General features: G+C 70.5%; 15 protein-coding genes. 10 read left to right on the top strand and 5 right to left on the bottom strand.

The features are described 5' to 3' along the window. Positions 1-33: 33 nt before the first annotated feature. The 10 genes from OG948_RS02885 (at position 34) to OG948_RS02840 (ending at position 11,531) form a co-directional block, all read left to right on the top strand. Positions 34-651, top strand: a complete 618-nt coding sequence (locus OG948_RS02885; protein WP_406293551.1) for a short chain dehydrogenase — start codon at positions 34-36, stop codon at positions 649-651. Between the two features lie 5 nt (positions 652-656). Then, positions 657-1,202, top strand: coding sequence for an NAD(P)H-dependent oxidoreductase (locus OG948_RS02880; protein ID WP_406293549.1), 546 nt, complete (start codon positions 657-659; stop codon positions 1,200-1,202). Positions 1,203-2,359: 1,157 nt separating this feature from the next. After that, a complete protein-coding gene (locus OG948_RS02875; protein ID WP_406293547.1) occupies positions 2,360-3,103 on the top strand; it encodes a hypothetical protein in 744 nt (247 codons plus the stop codon). A 1,224-nt stretch (positions 3,104-4,327) separates the two neighbouring features. Continuing rightward, positions 4,328-5,833 (top strand): NlpC/P60 family protein, encoded by a 1,506-nt coding sequence (locus tag OG948_RS02870; RefSeq protein WP_406293546.1) that lies wholly within the window; start codon positions 4,328-4,330, stop codon positions 5,831-5,833. A 501-nt stretch (positions 5,834-6,334) separates the two neighbouring features. Beyond that, positions 6,335-6,922, top strand: coding sequence for an SMI1/KNR4 family protein (locus OG948_RS02865; protein WP_406293545.1), 588 nt, complete (start codon positions 6,335-6,337; stop codon positions 6,920-6,922). Positions 6,923-7,502: 580 nt separating this feature from the next. Then, a complete protein-coding gene (locus OG948_RS02860) occupies positions 7,503-7,823 on the top strand; it encodes a helix-turn-helix domain-containing protein (protein WP_406293543.1) in 321 nt (106 codons plus the stop codon). A gap of 339 nt (positions 7,824-8,162) precedes the next feature. Continuing rightward, a complete protein-coding gene (locus OG948_RS02855; protein ID WP_406293541.1) occupies positions 8,163-8,591 on the top strand; it encodes a hypothetical protein in 429 nt (142 codons plus the stop codon). Between the two features lie 671 nt (positions 8,592-9,262). After that, positions 9,263-9,874, top strand: coding sequence for a hypothetical protein (locus OG948_RS02850; RefSeq protein WP_406293539.1), 612 nt, complete (start codon positions 9,263-9,265; stop codon positions 9,872-9,874). A gap of 587 nt (positions 9,875-10,461) precedes the next feature. Next, entirely contained in the window at positions 10,462-10,599 is a 138-nt protein-coding gene (locus OG948_RS02845; protein ID WP_406293537.1) for a hypothetical protein, read from the top strand. Positions 10,600-11,105: 506 nt separating this feature from the next. Beyond that, positions 11,106-11,531, top strand: coding sequence for a hypothetical protein (locus OG948_RS02840; protein WP_406293535.1), 426 nt, complete (start codon positions 11,106-11,108; stop codon positions 11,529-11,531). Positions 11,532-11,830: 299 nt separating this feature from the next. Here the strand turns inward: OG948_RS02840 and OG948_RS02835 are convergent, their stop codons facing one another. The 5 genes from OG948_RS02835 to OG948_RS02815 all read right to left on the bottom strand — a co-directional run bounded on the left by OG948_RS02835 (position 11,831) and on the right by OG948_RS02815 (position 17,466). Beyond that, complete coding sequence (locus OG948_RS02835; protein ID WP_406293533.1) at positions 11,831-12,631, bottom strand: hypothetical protein; 801 nt, start codon at positions 12,629-12,631, stop codon at positions 11,831-11,833. A gap of 696 nt (positions 12,632-13,327) precedes the next feature. Then, positions 13,328-13,858, bottom strand: coding sequence for a GNAT family N-acetyltransferase (locus tag OG948_RS02830; protein WP_406293531.1), 531 nt, complete (start codon positions 13,856-13,858; stop codon positions 13,328-13,330). Positions 13,859-13,992: 134 nt separating this feature from the next. Beyond that, positions 13,993-15,438, bottom strand: coding sequence for an ATP-binding protein (locus tag OG948_RS02825; RefSeq protein ID WP_406293529.1), 1,446 nt, complete (start codon positions 15,436-15,438; stop codon positions 13,993-13,995). A 578-nt stretch (positions 15,439-16,016) separates the two neighbouring features. Then, positions 16,017-16,322, bottom strand: a complete 306-nt coding sequence (locus tag OG948_RS02820; protein WP_406293527.1) for a hypothetical protein — start codon at positions 16,320-16,322, stop codon at positions 16,017-16,019. A 217-nt stretch (positions 16,323-16,539) separates the two neighbouring features. Next, a complete protein-coding gene (locus OG948_RS02815) occupies positions 16,540-17,466 on the bottom strand; it encodes a CehA/McbA family metallohydrolase (RefSeq protein ID WP_406293526.1) in 927 nt (308 codons plus the stop codon). Positions 17,467-17,818 lie beyond the last annotated feature (352 nt).

The following is a 17,818-nucleotide window of genomic DNA, read 5'->3' as shown; positions in this document are numbered from 1 at the left end:
GACCACCACGAACGGGCAAGGGGATCAGAGCACATGAGAGTCATCGTGATCGGTGCCGGCGGCACCCTCGGCAGCGCGATCGCCGCGGGACTCGAAACGCGACACGACGTGGTCCGGGTCGGTCGGCGCGGGCCGGTACGTGCCGACCTGACCGACCGGGCCTCGCTGGACGCGATGTTCGACGAGGTCGGCGCCTTCGACGCCGTGGTGTGCGCCGCCGCGAGCGGCGCCCTGACCCGGTTGCACGACGGCGACGACGCCGACTACTGGACGGGCCTGAGCGGCAAACTGGTCGGTCAGGTCGACCTCGTACGGCGGGCCGTCCATCGGATCCGCGACGGGGGTTCGATCACCCTGACCGGTGGGCACTTCACCGAGCCGATTCCGGGATCGAGCACCGGGTACCTGGTCAACGCAGGCCTGGAGGCGTTCGTGTTCGCCGCCGCGACCGAGATGACGCGCGGCATCAGGCTCAACATCGTCAGCCCCGGTTGGCTCAGCGAGTCTCTCGCGATGCTCGGTATGGACCCGTCACCCGGCACACCGGCCGCCGACGTCGCCCGCGCCTACACGGCCGTCGTCGAGGGTGATGCCCACGGCCGCGTCATCGACCCCACCACCATCACCACCACCACCCGGATCGGACTGTGACCACCATGCCTGACACCCTCGTCGTCCTCGCCCACCCCGACCTCGCGAACTCGCGGGTCAACGCTACGCTTTCCGACGCCGTCCGCGACCTGCCCGACGTCACCGTGCACGACCTGTACGCGGCCTACCCCGACCTGCGCGTCGACGCGGACCACGAGCGGGAACTGCTGCTCGCCCACGACCGGATCGTGTTGCAGTTCCCGTTCCACTGGTACTCCTCGCCCGCGCTGCTCAAGCAGTGGTCGGACGACGTGCTCGCCTACGGTTTCGCGTACGGCGCCGGCGGCACGGCCCTGCACGGCAAGTCGTTGCGCGTCGCGACCACGACCGGCGGAGGCGAGGACCTGTACCACCCCGGTGGTCTCAACCGATTCCCGGTGACCGACCTGCTACGCCCGTTCGACGCGACCGCGAACCTTGTCGGGATGCGCTACGAGGACCCCTTCGTGGTGCACGGCACGCGGGTACTGGACGACGATGACCTGGCCGAACTCGCCTGCCGATACAGGAACTTGCTGGTAGGAAAGGTACCGGCCGGGGTGTCGGCCTGAGATGACCGCGCGGATCCGGCCGCGCCACGTCGGTGCCGGCGGCTGTTCCGGAGGGGAGGGTGCCGAGCCGTCTCGATCCCGCTGTCGCCGGCCTGGCCTGGCCCGGCCGGCAGCGGTGCCACGCCGTGTCGACCGTCTCGGGACCGACCATCACAGCGCCCGTCATGGCCGGACTCGAAGACGTAGCCGGAGCACGGCGGGCGGGGACGCGTGAGCGCCGGGCGGGGACGCGGGGAGCGGGGTAAACCCGCGGAACGGCTGACCAAGGCCGACTACGTCACACATCAAGAACGACGCCTCGACACGCGTGAGTTCGACGCCGGCCAACGAGCCCATCCGCAGCCCCGCCCCACCGCTGGTGATCAAGCACCGCGGCCTTCAAGACAAGAACCCGAGCCGCTCGATGTGATGCCCCGTCGACGACGCCCACCCGACACCGGCGTCGAACGCCGCCTCGGCGAACGCGAGATGCCCGAGCCGGAGACGTACGCCTGCGTGTGCCGCATGCCGTCCTGGCCTGGCGTGAGAGCAACTTCCAACCCACCGACCCTCGTCCGTGCGTTCGACACCGGAACAGAGCACCTGTCCCGCCTCGTCGACAAGATCGAGCCATACAAACGCCCTCTTGTTCCCGGCCCGGTGCGGGAATCGCCTGCACGTGGCGGCACGTGAAGCCAGCCTGCGGCGCGGTTGCGACACGAGAACTTGCTCGTTCGTTCGCTTGTTCGTTCGTTGTTTGTGGGTGGTGGGGTGGGCATGGCGTTGCCGGGGCGGATGTGAGGCGGCGAGTTGTTCCCGCTGTGTTGTGGCGGGGCGCGAATGCTTGAGGTCTGGTGGCGGGGCATGGTGTCCGTGTCCGGGTTCGTGTTGGTCGCGTCGGTCCGGGTGCGCGCACATCTGGTCTGTCGCCGTTGCGAGGTCGGGCGGGTTTCACCGACGCGCGGCCGACAGGTCGGAGCGTGGAGGGCGGGTGCGGGTCCGAGTTGCTGTGACGTCCGCGCGGGTCATGTCCCGCATGGCGCGGCGGAGTTCGTCTCCGGCGAGGGCTTGGGCGCCCCTGGACGGGGCTGTGCGCCGGCCGGTGCGATCTTGTTCGACAACCCTTCGCAGATCGTCCGTGGGGACCGCTTGACGCACCTCGTGTACGACGTGGCGAAGTGCTGAGTTTCGACGGTGTCGCCGCGGTGGGCGTCGCGTCCGGACGTGAGGTCGTCGGTGTCTCGCGTCAGCCGCCGATGCGGTCCGTCCGGATGTCGTCGGGCGTCTTCGGCCGCGACGTCAGGGGTCTGGGAGCGACGAGGGTGTCGTCGGCGGGTGCGTGCGGTTCGACCTGTCCGGGCTTGGCGGGGTCGAGTTCCGTGCAGCGGGGCTTGTTCTTGTGGGGCGAATGCTTGGTCGGAGTCTTGGCCTTCGGAGTCTTGGCCTTCGGGGTTTTGCTCTTCGGGTTCTTGGCTTTCGAGGTCTTGGGCTTCGAGGTCTTGCCCTTCTTTGCGTCCGATTGGGAGGTGGCCTTTGTGCGGGCGGGTGCGGGGGAGCAGGTGCGGTCGGGCCGGGTCTGCCAGTCGCCGGGCTTCGTCGTGTCTGTGGAGGCGTCGGTCTCGGGCGGCTTGGTCGATTTCGTCGAACCCGTTGAACCCGTCGAACTCGTTGAACCCGTGGTGTCCGTCGAGTCCGTGGTGGTGGCGGTGTCGTTCGTGTCGGTTTCGTTGGTCGGGTTCGCCGGGTCCGCCGGGTTCGACGAGCAGTCGTCCTGGTCGGGGGTCGGGGCCTTCGGCTTGTCGTCCGGCCCGGGAGGCGTCTGGGTGTCGTTCGAACTCTGGGGGCATGCGCAGTCGTTCGACGTCTCGGCTTCGGGTGCCCCGGCGTCGAATCCGCCGGCTTCGGCGTTCGTCGGGGTCTGAGGTCCGTCGGGCTGCGTGTCGCCCCCGTCGTTCTCGGGCTCGTTCTCCGGGTCCGGCGTGGATGTCGTGTCCGGTTCGGTCTGCTCGTTGCCCGGTTCCCCGGCGCCGAGGTCGTCCGCCGCTTGGTCGGTCGCCGTCGTCGGCGTCGTCAGATCGGTCGCCGCAGGCTCAGGCGCCTCGTCTTCGGGATCCCCGTTCTTGGGTTCCGTGTCCTGAGGCTCGATATCCCCAGGTTCCGGGGCCCGGGAGTCCGGGTTCGGGGATTCCGGGTTCGGGGAGTCCGGATCGTCGGTCTTGTTCGGTGCGTTCGAGCCGTCCGCCGTCTCGGTCGAACCCCCGCCGCAGTTCGGGTCGTTGGTGGGAGCATCCGACCCGTCCACGGCCGCGGGCTTCGCGTCGGGCCTGTCGGTGGGCTCCTCGGGCGGGTGCCGGTCGCCGGGGCAGGAACACGCGGGAACGCTCTCCGGCGCCTCGGGGTCTCGGGTGGAGGCGGTATCGGTCCGCGGCGTCGCCTTGTCGGGGCGGGTGTCGCGTGGTGGAGCCGCAGGCTCGGGTGTGGTGGTTTCCCGGGGGGCGATGCCGTGGGTCGTGGGGCGTCCGCGTTCGGAAGCGGCAGCGGGTCCGGCGAAAGCGAGCGCCGGTACGCCGAGCGCGGCGGCGCCCAGCAGCAGGCCGACGGGCCGCAGCACCCGGTGTTGTGGCGTGTCCCTGCGGTGCCTTCCGGGACCGGCTGCGAACAATCGTCGTGTCACGGGTTTCTCCTCGTCGCTGGTCGGCTCGAACACGGCCGAGCCTCCCCGCCGGTCGCATCGTCCGGCCAGGGATTGGGGCGTCCGGGACTGTCCGGACTCGTCCGCGCAGGTCAGCGGGCTTCCCGTAGTCGCTCCCGCGGGTCGGACGACGGGGTGGGTTCTCGAAGGCGTCTTTGCGGTCCACGGACACGGCGTACGACCACCGGCCGCGTCGACGCGTGCAGGGCCGGCCGCAGGGCGGCCGTGACTCGCGTTGCTTCGGTCGTGCGCGCAGGGGTCGATTCCTGGGCGGGCGTCCGGAGCGTCGCGTCGGTCGGCGTCGCGACGCTCCGCCGGACGGCCTGCGGGTGGGCCGGCCGTCGGGCGTCGGACGAGTCCGGACTGTCTCGGACGGCGAATGCTCTGGCCGGACATCGTCGAGACAGCGAGCGTTCCCTGCGAGCCGCGAGGGCGGCCGACGAGGGAGGTCGTCATGACACACCAAATGCGGCGCGTTCCGGCCCGGGACGGGGCGGTCGACGCGCCTGCGGGCCGTTCGGAGCGGGCGGCCGGGGCAGCCACGGCGTCCGTGCGGGGTACGGGGGCCGGGCAGATCCCGGCTGCGGAGCGCACCGTCGCGGTGGGCCGGGTCAGACCGGCGCGTCGTCCCGCCGGCGGCTCGACGACCCAATCCGCGGTGGGACGCGGCGAATCGCGATCGGCTGACCGCGCGAAGACCGACACCCCACCGGCGGGAACGGCCATCGCCGACGTGTCGCCCGCCCCGGGCCGTACGAGGACCATCGCCGGCGGGCGGCGCAGGCACTCGACGGCGCCGGCGAGGGAGGCCTGGCGCGCCGCGGTCCGCAAGCGCGGCGGCCTGCTGGTGGTATTGCTGTGCGCGCTCGTCATCGGCGTGTTCGCGCTCGTGTCGCCCAGGCCGAGCGGGAGCGAACCCGCCGCGTCGCCCGACCTCGTCGTGGACGTACCGACCTCGGAAGACACGGACGCGCCCCACACACCGTCCGAGCCCGCCGCCACGGCACCGGTCACCACGACCGCACCGACCACCACTGCCGCACCGACGACCGCCGCCCCCACGAACCCCGCCGCTCCGCAGGACGGCGAGCCCGCGAACGGCAAGTCCGCGAACGGCACCCCGCGCACCGACGCGTCCACCCCGACCGCGAAGCCGCCGGCCCCGGACACCCCCGCCACCGCCGCGACCGCCCCCGGCATCGCGGTGGGCGAACCCGACCCGACGGGCCCCGCCCCCGCCACCGAGCCGACCCCCGCGACCGAACCCGTCGAACCGGCGGCCGAGCGGGAGATCGTCCTGCGGTGGGGCGACACGCTCTGGCAACTGGCCGTGGACCACCACACGACGGTGGCGACGCTCCAGGCGTCGAACGGGCTTGGCGACTCCACCCTCATCTACGCCGGCGCCACCCTGCGCGTGCCCGGGTCCATGGCGCCCGCGTCCACGGAGCCTACGTCGACGGAACCCACCGCGACGACGACGCCGGCCGCGACGAAGTCCGACACCGACACCGCCGGCGATGCCGACGTCTCCCAGTCCTCGGCCCCCGACGCACGCGGTACCACCGACACCCACAAGCCCTCCCCAGCCGCGCACGCGTCCGGCGCGGACGCCGCCGTGGCCTACGCCAAGGCCCAGGTCGGCAAGCCGTACCGGTGGGGCGCGACGGGCCCCGACTCGTTCGACTGTTCGGGCCTGGTGATGCGAGCCTGGGCCGCGGCCGGCGCGAAACTCCCGCGCACCACCTGGGACATGGCCCGATCCGGTACCTCGACCACCCGCCGTGCCCTCGTCCCCGGTGACCTGGCGATCACCAACGGCGGCGGCCACGTGCAGCTGTACATCGGGAACGGAAAGGTCGTCCATTCCCCCGGCAGCGGCAGAACCGTCACCGTCGCCCCCCTCGCGCCGGCGTCCCGGGTCGTCGCGTACCGCCACATCACCGCTGCCGACCGCTGACGACTCCCACGTCGCGCGTCACACCCCCGCCGCCCCGACCGGCGCACCCTTCGGTAACCGATGCAACCGCGCCGCGGCACCGAACAGACCCGGGGGAGCCCGGGCGGGTCCACCCAGCCACGCGGTCCACCCAGGCCACTCGGTCCACCCGGTCCACCCGGTCCCGCGCGCCTACGCGCCCGCGCCGGCAACTCGCGGCACCGGAGCCGTTCTTCGCCGAGGAGGCCACTGTCGGCGCACCCAAGCGGCGCAAGTGGCCGACGACCTTCCCGGCCTCCACACCCGGGCCGCGGACATCGACCGTGACCGCGGTACCGTCGCCGCCGGGCCGACCCTGCCCTGGAACTCCGACGTCGTAGAAGGACACGTCAACCGCGTCAGAAGAATGCTCAAGCGCCGGATGTTCGGCCGTGCGGGCTTCCGACTCCTCAGGAAACGCGTCCTGCTTGCATGAGCTCCGCCGACGGACGATACGTTGTCGGGAACGAGAGAAGACCATCCGTGGACACCCGCATCCCCCGGATCCGCCGCAAACTGGCCGCCGTCCCGTTCCACCCCCACCGCAGCCACTCGTTCGGTGAGGAACGGCACCGATTTCGACTCGGCCCCACCATCCCCGCCACCCGATTGGGTATCTTCGAGGACACCCACGCCGTCGTCCTCCCGGATCCCTACCGGCAGTTCCTGCTCCACATCGGCGGCTCGGGCGCCGCGCCGTTCTACGGCATGTCGGACCCCACAGGCCCCGAGCAACCCCCGCCATACACGATGGATCCCCCGGGCACCGCTCGTGGATTCGGCCTCGCCGATCCCGAGGAAACCGGGCGAGACCTGTTCCTTCGCATCATCGACATGGGATGCACCGACCTGGTCCTCATCGCGATGTCCGGCCCCCTCACCGGACGGATCGTCATCGGCAACGCGGACGGCTGCTGGGGCCCGAACGTCTCCTCCGCACGCGACTTCCTCGGCTGGTACGAACGATGGCTCGACCACATGGCGGCCGGCAAGGACAACCGTGCACTGGAACTCACGTCGCCGGCACTGCGCGCCCACCCCGGGAGAAGCCGCCTGGCCCCGAACCTGTGACGCACCGTCGGACTTCACCAAACCTGAGCCGGAACCGCAGATTCTTCGAACTACCTGTGTTCTTGCGGAGCGAGCATCGAAGTGCTCTTCGTAGCGGCGGCGAGGCATCCTCCCGAAAGGAGGACCGCAGGTCATGGTCCGAGCGTGTTCGCCACGGACGGCAGCTTCAAGACGCGGGCGTGATCAAGGTGATCCGCAGCCGCGATCTGCTTCGCCCGATGATGGCTTGCGCGGAGCACATACCGCTGCCCGCCGTCGGACGACAAGGTCCTGGGTGCCGTCGGTTTGTTGCTGCCGACGGTGACTGGCGTCGCGCCGTGGCCGGCCCCGGCCGGGTGACGGGCCGAGGCCGACTTCATCGACGATGGTTGCCCGGCCACATCCCGAACGATCTGCCCTCCCAAAGCACTTCCACTGCCGGCCCGCGAGGCTCCCGCCTCGCGGGCCGGCAGTGTCATGCACCGGGACAAGCCGTGACAGTTGTCGAGAAGGGCTTGTCGGCCCGCCGTCCGTTCATGAGAATGACCGCTGTTTCGGTCCGTGAACGGGCCGCCACGGGGGACAGGGACGGTCGACCACGGTGACGAATACCCAACCGGGTCCGGACTCGGCGCGCACGCCGGCGGAGTTCGTGACCTCGATGCGGCAGTTACGGCAATGGACGAACCTGAGTTACCGCGCGCTGGAGCGAAGAGCCCAGGTGTTCGGGGCGAGCCTGCCCAGGGCAACGCTCGCCGGCGTGCTGAACCGCCAGGATCTGCCCCGCGAGGAACTCCTCGCCGTGTTCGTGCGCGCCTGCGGCGGCGATGCGGCCACGGTCGAGACGTGGACACTGGCCCGCAAGCGCCTGGCCGTCGACCTCGAAGGCCTCGCCGCGTCGGGAACGGGCCCCGACCGGTAGGAGTCCGCAGCCGATCCCGACGACGACTCCACAAGCGACGACGACCCCACACACCACGACGACCCGGCCGCGCCGACGGACACGAAGCCCGCAGACGACGACCACACCGCCCCGGCCCCCGCCCCCGGCCCCGCCGTCGAAGGCAACGGCGGCGGCGGTATCCCGGCCTCCGATACGGGCCCGGCACACGGAGGCGACGAACTCCCGCACGCCCCGGCCGAGGACGACGCCCAGTCCCCGACCGCCGACGCGCCGCCCGCCGAGGACGCGCCCACGGACTCGCCCCGGTCGTCGAAGCGGCGGATCCTGTCGGGCATCTCGCGGCGCCGTCGACTCACCGTGACCGTGGCCACCGTGCTGCTGCTCGCCGCGGGCACCACCGGGATCGGCATCCTGCGCGACACCGACGACGCCCGCCCTACGCCACCGGGATCGGCCCCCGCGAACACGCCCCGCCCGCACAGCGGCGAGCCCACCACGGTGGACACCCCGATCGCCGCCGTGAGTCCCGTCGCGGACGCCACACCCACGTCCCGGCCGTCGGCGAACAGCACCCCACGTGCGGCCACCGCACCCAAGAGCATGCCACCGGCCCCGCCCGCACCGCGCACCACGATCACGGTGCCCCGCCGGGACGAGTACACGCCACCGTCTTGGCCCCGGGCCACCTCGCAGCAACCCTCCTTCACCTGGCCGCCGTACCGGACCGAACCGGCCGACCCCTTCCCGGAGGAGACCTGCCACGACGTGACCAACGACTGCCTGTAGCCAGCGCCCAACCCCGGCCGCGCACACAAGTCCGACCCACGCACACAAGTCCGACCCGCGCACACAAGTCCGACCTGCGCACACAAGCCCGATCCGGCGAACGAACGCCCACCACGGCCCGACGTCGATCCGGCGAGGCGCTTCGCCATGTCTCGGAACGGACATGGGCATTCGCCGAACGTCGTGTCCCGTACGCCCCCGTCACCCCTCCGGCACGTGAACGAGCGGCACGGCCGTCGCACCGACTCGCACCGTTGTCGGCGCGGGACCGAGCCTTCCCCCCGTGAGCGTCGGCGCAGCCGAGGCACCGTCCCCGGCGCAACACGAACCACACGGCGCGGCGTCCCGGATGCCTGACATCCCGTCGAGGCGGCGCAACACCGCGAACTCGCCGACCGACATCGGCTCGGACACCGGAGCGACGTACGCCCCACTCTCGGACAGGGCCTGCGACCAGGCCGGACAGAGCCGGACTGTCCCACGCGCCCACCGCCCTTGTCGCAGCTGCGGCGGACGGGAAATCTCGGCCCGGACGGCACCGACGACCGGCCTTACATCCCGAGAACGGGACAGGTCTCGCGCCGCACCGTCGACAACCCCGGCCGGGCGACATCCGATCCTCACGACGGCGACGTCACGACATCGCCGCGCCTCCATCCTGGAGAACCATCATGGCGACCCGCACAACGCACCTGCGTCTCACGCTGGTCCTGGCACTGACGTTGATCGTCCTCGCCGGGCTCTTCACCGCAGCCGACGCCTCTTCCTCCTCCTCGTCCCGCAAGGCGTCCTCGACCACATCCGCCAAGAAGCCCGCCGCGGACGGAAAGCCCTGCGCCGGCAAGCGCGAGGCCAAGAACCCGAAATTCATCGGCACCCACACCATCTGGCCCGACGAACCGAACTGGTCCGCCTCGAGCTGGGCTCCCGTCGCGGTCAAGCTCGACAAGAGCGTCTCCCTCGCCAACAAGGTCGGCGGCACCCTGGGCGTCAGCCACGAGGGCATCAGCGCCACCGTCGGCTTCGACGTCACCAAGACCTGGACCGACACCATCAGCGCCACCCTGCCCCTGAAGGGCAAGAAGGGCCACTATGTCCTGCGTGGCGGCGCCGCCTACAAGGACTACCGATTCGACGTCTACGAACAACGCGGCCACCTGCGCCTGTTCGGCGGCATCAACGGCACCCTCACCTGCCGGATCGAGACCCGCGTGAAGGTCGGCACCAGCACCGCGTCCAGGTTCTGGCGCTACGACTTCAAGCACAACAAGGTCTCCAAGTAGCCCCGGGCTCGACCGGAGCGATTCGACCCACCTGAGCCAACCTCCCGAACCGCCGCCGGAGAACGTGCTCTCCGGCGGCGGTTCGGCTTCACCCGCTCATCGGCGAACAACAGGGCCCTCTCCCGCAACCAGGACCATCGATCGGCGCCGAAAGCACGACTGCTCGGACTCCACCTCCGCGGCGGATACGACTTCCACGGCCCACGACCCCGGCCCGGCCCACGCTGCACCCACACCCGCACCAGGTGGCCGGACGCGTGCGACATGGTCACCGCCACCGACGTCCGGGAGGTCTTTCCCGACGTGCGCGGCGTCGAGGTCGTCGGCACGGCCGACGCCCGCGGATTCCTCAAGTGCAAGGGGCCCGCGCTGCGCAGCACGACCTGCAAACTCACGCTGGACACGCCTCGGGTGATCGACGCGTACAGCACGATCAGCCTGACCGTGGACATCGTGTCGATCGCCACCGGCGCGGAGACGACCCACGACTGGGACTTCACCACCTCCGGCCCGCGCCGGCTCGCCGACTACCGGGAACTGCCGCCCTCGGCCGGCGCGGATGCCGGCTCTATAGCGCGCAGGGTGGCGTGCAGTTCCGCAACGACGAGTTCATCGTCCGGATCACCCCCCTGGGTCACCTGTCCACGCCGGACGGGCACCCCCAACGCGGCTGGGAGGCCGACCTGTTGCCGCGACTCGTCCCCAAGGCCACCGCCCGCCTGTGACCGACGGCGGGCAACGGCGGGCGCGGCGACGGACCGGGCATGCGCGCCCGCCCGGCTGGCTCCGTGTCCGCCGCCCGACTCGACCGACGAGGGCCTCGGTGATCCGGCGGGTGGTCCGTGCGGCGACCCGGTGGCGCGGCCGTGGGCGTACACCACCGACACGGTCGGCTTCACAGTCGGCGGTCGGCGGTCGGCGGTCGGCGGTCGGCGGTTGGCAGTCGGCAGTTGGAAGACGCAAGTCGGAAGTCGGCGTCGCCATGAGAGTTCTCGGGGCGGCATCCCACAGGCGTCCCATCTCCCAGGCGAAACAGCAGATCGGAAACCGTGTGAGCATCCCGCACCCGAAGCGGGACGACGACGGGATTGCCGCCCCCTGCCGCAGCCGGAGACGTTGGGTGCGCAGACCACACGATGTGGTCGGAGGGAGCACACCACCCGCTGAACGGTGTGAGAAACGCGAGGAGTAGATGAGTCGGCGTAGGAAGTTCGCGGGCGGTGCCGCGGTCATGGTGATGGCCTTCGGCGGAGTCGTCTTCACGGGCAGCCCGGCCAGTGCCTCGGGCTGTACCTGGGCGCCTTGCGGTCGAGCGGTGAACGACACGGCGAGCGACAAGATGCGTTACACCCTCAAGCTGGACACCGGCGGGGACCATCGGTGCAACGTGTGGAACTTCCCCGGCGGGCAACGCACCGTGAGCTGTCAGCAGAAGGATCTGCACCCCGGCAAGTCGGTGGGCGGGTGGCTATGGGACAAGAAGGATGTCGATGCCTTCACCTTTCCCGACACCGGCTATCACGTGTCCTTCTACGGCGGCGCGCAGACGTACCACATCCGGGGAATGTGGACGAAGATCTCAAGCAGCGCCACCGTCAGGTGCTACGATACGTCCGCTTTCAAAACGCCCTACTGTCATGTCTCACTAGCCCCCTGAGCCGGGCCGGGCCGAGCCGGGCTGCGCCCTTTCGGGCAGATGCCGCGATACCTCGTCGGGCACGTGGCGGCGCGGCCGGGAATGGGGCGGCCACGCCGATGACTGTGCCGGCGGCAGCAACGGCGATGGCGATGGCGACAGCGACCGGGCCGTCCGGGCCGTCCGAGTCGCCGCCGACGACGTGGTGGTGAGGACCGTCGGGTATCCGGCGGCAGGACCCGTGAGGTGAGAGCGTCATCGGCTTCCTGCCCGAGGGCTTGTCCGTGCGGAGCGGACGGCGACCGGCCCTCGGGTCGGCCTCACGGTGCCCACGGCTCGGGCGGTTCCGTTCCCGTTCCCGATCCGCCGTCGGGCTCGGAGCGATACAGATGGACGGACGCACAACGCACGAAGCCCCGCCGCGTCGTCGTACCGTCCGAGAGGACGAACCGCCTGGCCGGCGGGCCGTCGGAATCCGTGGGGGTGTCCGGCTCCTCCGTGACGGCGAACTCGCCCCGGTGGAAGACCGGGTGCAGCTTCATCTCCCGGACGCCGCCGAATTCGACGTCCAGTGTGCCGAATTCCGTCAAGTCACCGCCGCTGCGCAGCACCAGGCGCTGGTCCTCGTCCGTGAAGGAGTGAACCCGGAAGGTTCGCCGGAAGGTCATCGGCAAGAGTTCGTCGCCACCGACCAACGTTCTGATCCGGTACTGCCGCCGAGCCTGCCGGTAGAGATCGGACGAACCGAACTCGGGGACCTCGGCGCGAAGGACGAACCGCAGCCCGACGGTTGCCTCCACCTGTTGGTCGGACGCCCGGCCGCCGAGATCGAGGCCGGCCCACGCCGTCGCGTACCGGGCCCGCGCGAGATCCAGGTCGAACGCGAGGCAGAGCAGGACCATCATCTCCTGGGACTTCGTCGCCGGAGCGCCGCCGTCCCCGATTTCGGCACTCAGTCGGCTCAGTGTCCTGAGGATCGAGCCGTCGTTGCGTGCCGCGTATTCGCGCAGTCTCCGGACGGCTTCCTTCTCCCTCCGCGTGTGCTCGGCGAATCGTTCCTCGACGCCTCGCCTCGGTCTCCTCGCCGCGAGCCCACCGTCCTTGCCTCCGCCGTTCTCCACCGCTCTCACTTCCCTGAGGAATCGAATCGGTACACACGGACCGATCCACAGACCACGAAGTCCCGCCGTGTCCCGTCCGCGAGAATCAGCCGCTTGACCACCCCCTGCGTATCCGCCCACGGCCGGCATCCGATGCGCACCTGCCGACTCGAACGCCGCACCCGCCCTCTCGGTTCCGGGTGCGCCTGACGAACCTCCGCCGAGACGCCGACACACGCCGACACACACGAGGTGGGCATCGTTCGAAGTGGTGTTCGGTGCGGATCGATCGACCGCGGCGTGTGGGCGGGGGAGGGGCGAGACCGAACCGGCGGATCGGCCTCCGCCCCTACGCCGGTCGGCGGTTCGGGACGGTTCCGAAACAGCCAGGTCGGACCATGTGGATGTTCGGGGCGGCGGTCGTCCCTTCCGGAACTCGAATACACGGCGATGGTCGGCGGCTTCACGGATGTGAACGGGGACACCGAGCGGCAATGGGTGGGGTGACGCTCGCGATGCTTCCGAGGCCGGGGGTTCTGGCACGATCCCGTCCTCGGCGGAAGCCGCCGACCGCGGGCGTTCTCCGCATTTCGACAAGCCGAAGGACGGCACGTATGACCAGGACGAGTTCGCGTCGGACACCGATGGCGTTCGCGAATGGCGATGGCCATCGCGATCGGTCGCCAGCCGGCCAGCCGGCCGGCCGCCCGCGCGCCGTCAGCCGACCCGCCGGGCCAGCACCTGTCCGGGCCAGGCGTCGGACAGAAAGCGATCGGTGGCGGTGAATCCGTTGCGCTCGTAGTACGCGACCAGTTCGCCCCCGCCGCCTGCCCAGCAGTCGACCCGCAGCAGCTCCACGCCGGCCCGCCGGGTCTCTCCCGCGGCATGGGCCAGCAGCGTTGCCCCGATGCCCTGGCCGGCGTGCCGTCGGTCGGAGACCAGTAGCCGGACGTAGCGCTCGGGTTCCTCGGCCGGCGCGATCGGCATCAAGGGGCTGGGCCCCGTGTCCAACACCAGAGCGCCGACGAGTACCCCGTCCAACTCCGCGATGTGCGGGGCGTGCTCGGTCATGTACCGCTCGACCCGCGCAACCCCGCCGGGTTTCTGCGAATACGGTGTCGTGCCCCACTGTTCGGTGTTGCCGCGATCGTTCATCCAGGCCACTGCGGCGTCGAGCATGTCCAGCACGGCTGGTGCGTCGGCCAGGCTGCCCGGTCGGATCCGTATGCCATGAGTGGTGTCGTTCACGGCGGAAGTCTAGACAGCGGGGGCGGACCAGAGCCGAACCCACGAACCCGAAGCCGGATCGATGCCCCGACCCAGGCCCGCAGATTCGTCGGCCGAAAAGCCGAAGCGGGTTGGCGAATCGGGACCAAGGTCATTCATCGACGCCATGCCTCGATGAGATCTTCGGGGCCCCATCGGACTCCGATCGGTTCGCTGGGGACGTCGTTGGCGATTCCGGAGAGGGAGACCACGGCGAGGGTGGTCGAGCCGAGAGTGAAGCCGGGTACCTGGGGGGCGGCTGCGGCGAGGTCGGCCATGTCGTGCCGGTCGAACGGGCCCGACAGCCACTTGATGGAGCCGACCAGCCGCACAAGGCGGGCAACGGGTGCGCGGTCCGCGCCCACGAGGTCGACCTCGGGATCGAAGCGGCGGTTCCACCAGCCGCCGACCGCCTCGATGTCGTCCCACGGCAACCTGCCGTCGCCAGCGGCGAGTTCGAGCGCCTCGCGGGCCAGTGGTTCGACGGCGCGGCCGCGCCACGCCGCCCAGCGGCGTTCGACGAGTCGGTAGGCGGCTTCCGGGCGGCCGCGCCGTACCTGCTCCTGCGCCATGCGAAGGACCGCGAGATACAGACGCAGGTTGCTGTCCTGGACCCGGTAGAGCGCGGGTTTGCCCGGCTGGGTGGAGAGGGGCTCGTCCATCGCGAGGACGCGTTTCTCCTCGACGAGGCGGCGCAGTACGGGGGACAGCGAGCCGGAGGGGATGGCGCCGCTTCTGCCGCCGGCGGTCGCGGCGATGTTCGCGTGGGTGCGATCGCCGCCGCCGACGGCCTCGAGGACCCGCCGGACCTGGTCCGGGGCGGGGAACTCGGCCAACAGGGACGATTCCGGGATGCCGAAGACCGGGGAGGCCGGGTCGGCGCACTCGGCTTGGAGGAAGGGAAGTGCGGGGGTGCCGTGTGGCCAGGCACGCAGGATGCCGGGCAGTCCGCCGCAGACCAGGTGCGCGTCGATGGCGTCGGCGGCTCCGAGTCCGAGTGCGTCCGCGGTCTCGGCCGGGTTGAGCGGGCCGAGTACGAGGTTGTCGGCACGGCCGTAGAACGGCCGGTCGTATGCGGTCAGCCGTTCCATCATGTGCAGATCGCTGCCCAGGAGCAGCAGGAGCACCGGGTGCTTGGACAGCAGTCGGTCCCACGCGGTCTGCAACGCTCCGTCGAAGAGGCTGTCCTGCTCCGACAGCCAGGGCAGCTCGTCGATCACCACGATGGTGGGTCGGTCGGGCAGGGCGGCGGCCAGGGCCCGGAAGGCGTCCGGCCAGTTGCCCGCACCTCCCGAGGGCACCGATTCGGGGTCCCCGGGCAGCGACGATTCCGCCAGCTCGGCCAGGAAGTCCGCCACTGCCTCGACGGGCGAGGCGCCCTTGGTGGCGGTGAAGAAGACGTACGGTACGCCGGCCGCGTTACAGAACTCCTGCACCAGGCGTGACTTGCCGACCTGCCGCCGACCGCGCAACGCGAGCGCGGCCCCGGCGCCCGTGGCAGCCACCCGCTCGAGACGCTTGGCCAGCGATGCGAGCTCAATGCGTCGACCGACGAACGACATCCCGTCTCCCGTCGAGCTAGGAATGATCTACATGGATTGAATCTATGTAGTTGGTATCTATGTAGATTCATTCTACCCACCTTGCCTTCGGTGAGGAGTCCCGGCGGCGTCGATCTCCAGACCGTTTCCGGTGGCAGGGTCGGGGATGGTGGCGGATCGCCCGCGCATGCGGTAGCCACCGAGGGCTTCGGGTGAGGCTTGCCGGCGGGTCCAGGCGTGGCACCCAAGGAGAGAGGCCTGCCCAGTCTCTGTCCGGGTCGCCCGCGCGCGGCATGGTTTTGTGGATATCGGAGAAGAGTCCCGCCCCGCTTCCCTTGAGTCGTATGTCGACCCGGGAGGAGTCGATGCCGTTGCGCGCCGGTGCCCCCAGTATGTCGGTGCCCAATTGCCGGTACAGCTCGGGAGTCATGCCCATGGAGGCTTCGCCCGTGAGCGGCTGTGGCCGGTTGCCGGCTCCCGCGTTGGTGCCGGTGGCTCGGTTCGGTTGCCGCGGAGGAACTCCTCGGCCTGGCGCCGAAGGACTGCGGGTGCGGTGGGCCGGCCCGGAGCGCGCGTCAACTCGCGGAGCTTGACCTCCTTCACCGGCCTGGGGCGTCCGTGCGCAGGCCGAGGCGGGGCCACACACGGTCCAGGTCGTCGACCGCGGGATCCCAGTGGGCGCCGAACGCAGACTCGGGGACGCCCGGTGTCGCCGGGGGCGGTACCAGGACCTCGTCGGCGGTGGCCGCGGGTTCGATCTTGACGAGGGTCAGACCCAGTCGGTCGATGGCGTCGCGGAACAGGGTCCGATGGCCCTCGACAGTTGCGGCGGACGGCTGTTGGCCGATGTGGAACAAGGTGAACACCCAGCCGGACTCGCCGGTGCGGGCGAGGTCGAGTACCACGCGGATGCCCGCGTCATCGACGAAGGAACGGTGCGCGATGCTCTTCGCCGCTCCGGGCCCTTCGGCGGGTGATGCTTCTTCGAGCCGAAACGCGTCGAGCAGCCACCGTACCTGATCAGGCGTCAGTTCCCCATGGGAGAGGGCGCGAAGTGCAGGTCAGAGCATGAGGGAAGCTCTCTTGTTCGATCGACTGTCGGTTTCTTGTCCGCCGTCTCGGCTATGCCTCGACCGACACGGGGGCACGCGGCTCCAGTCGGATCGGGTTGGTCCAAGCCCGTCCTCCGGAGGCGTCCTCCACGGTGACACGGCAGTACCCGCCGGCGAACATCGCCACCGGCAGGGTGCCTTCGGTGAGGTCCTCACCCTCGACGACCTGTAGCCCGGGGGTGCCGCCGGTGATCAGGACCTTGCGTACCGGCGAGCAGTGGACACTGATCCAGCCGCCGTCGACGCGGACATCGTGAAGTTCGGGGCCGGTACTCGCGTAGTAGTGACCGGCCTTGAGCGCCGAGACAAGGGCCTCGGGTACGAGGGTTTCGGCGCGTACCTGGACCCAGGCCGCGCAGCCGGGCGGATCCTGCGGCTGGAAGTGGGCATCGTCGGCGGCGTAGGCACTCAGCCGGTGCCCCCGAGACAGCAGGATGTCGGTCAGGTGCCAGCTGTCCCCGCGGTCCTCGCGGGCCGCCAGTGCGTTGTGCACCTCGATCGCGTGGGCGGCGTCCAGACTCTCCGCGTCGGCCGCGGTGAGCAGTGAGGCGGCCGGGTGGGCCATGCCGATGAACGCGCCGGCCGCTCGTGCTCTGCGTGCCAGCTCCGGGCCGGTCTCACCGGGAACGGGGGGACGGAAGCCGAGCGGCAGCCCGACCGCGACGATGTGCCAGCTCGACCCGATCTCGGTTATCGGGGCGTGGAGTTCCGCACCCAGCAGCGTGGTGAAGTCGGGGGTACGCAGCGCTCGGGTATCCGTGAGGGGAAACCCGTACTCCGCGCGGAAGTGGTCCGTGATGGCCAGGAAGTCGTAGCCGGCTTCCCGGTAGTGGCGCGCGACCTTCTCGGGCGGCCAAGCCCCGTCGGACTGATCGGAGTGGGTGTGCAGGTTGCCACGCCAGAATCGGCCGGGCCGACCAAAGGGCAGATCGAACACCGAAGCCCCCCGTCGGTTTTGTCTCTCAGTCTGCGTGATCCAAGTTAACGGTCGTCGGTCGGCTGGGGAATGCGATCGACCTCCACACTGCTCGGGCGGGCTGTACCGGATCGGCGATGGGCTTTGTACGTGTGGTCGACGGTCCTCCACCGGCCGGAGGGCCCATCCGGTCGGAGCGCGGTTCGTGTGGTCGGTGAGCGGTGGCCGCTCGGAGCGTCAGCCGGACACGGGCGGAGGCGGGGGCGGGGCGGGGGAGAAGAGGTTGGGGCAGCCGAACCTGCGAAACGAGCACCGGCACCGCCCGCTGGACCGGCGGTGAACGGACCGGAACGTTGATCGCCACCCGCGCCAC

Origin of the sequence: Embleya sp. NBC_00888, assembly GCF_045207655.1 — a bacterium.
Lineage (GTDB): Bacteria > Actinomycetota > Actinomycetes > Streptomycetales > Streptomycetaceae > Embleya.
Note: the sequence above shows the minus strand (reverse complement) of the source record. Positions and strands in the feature narration are given on the sequence as shown.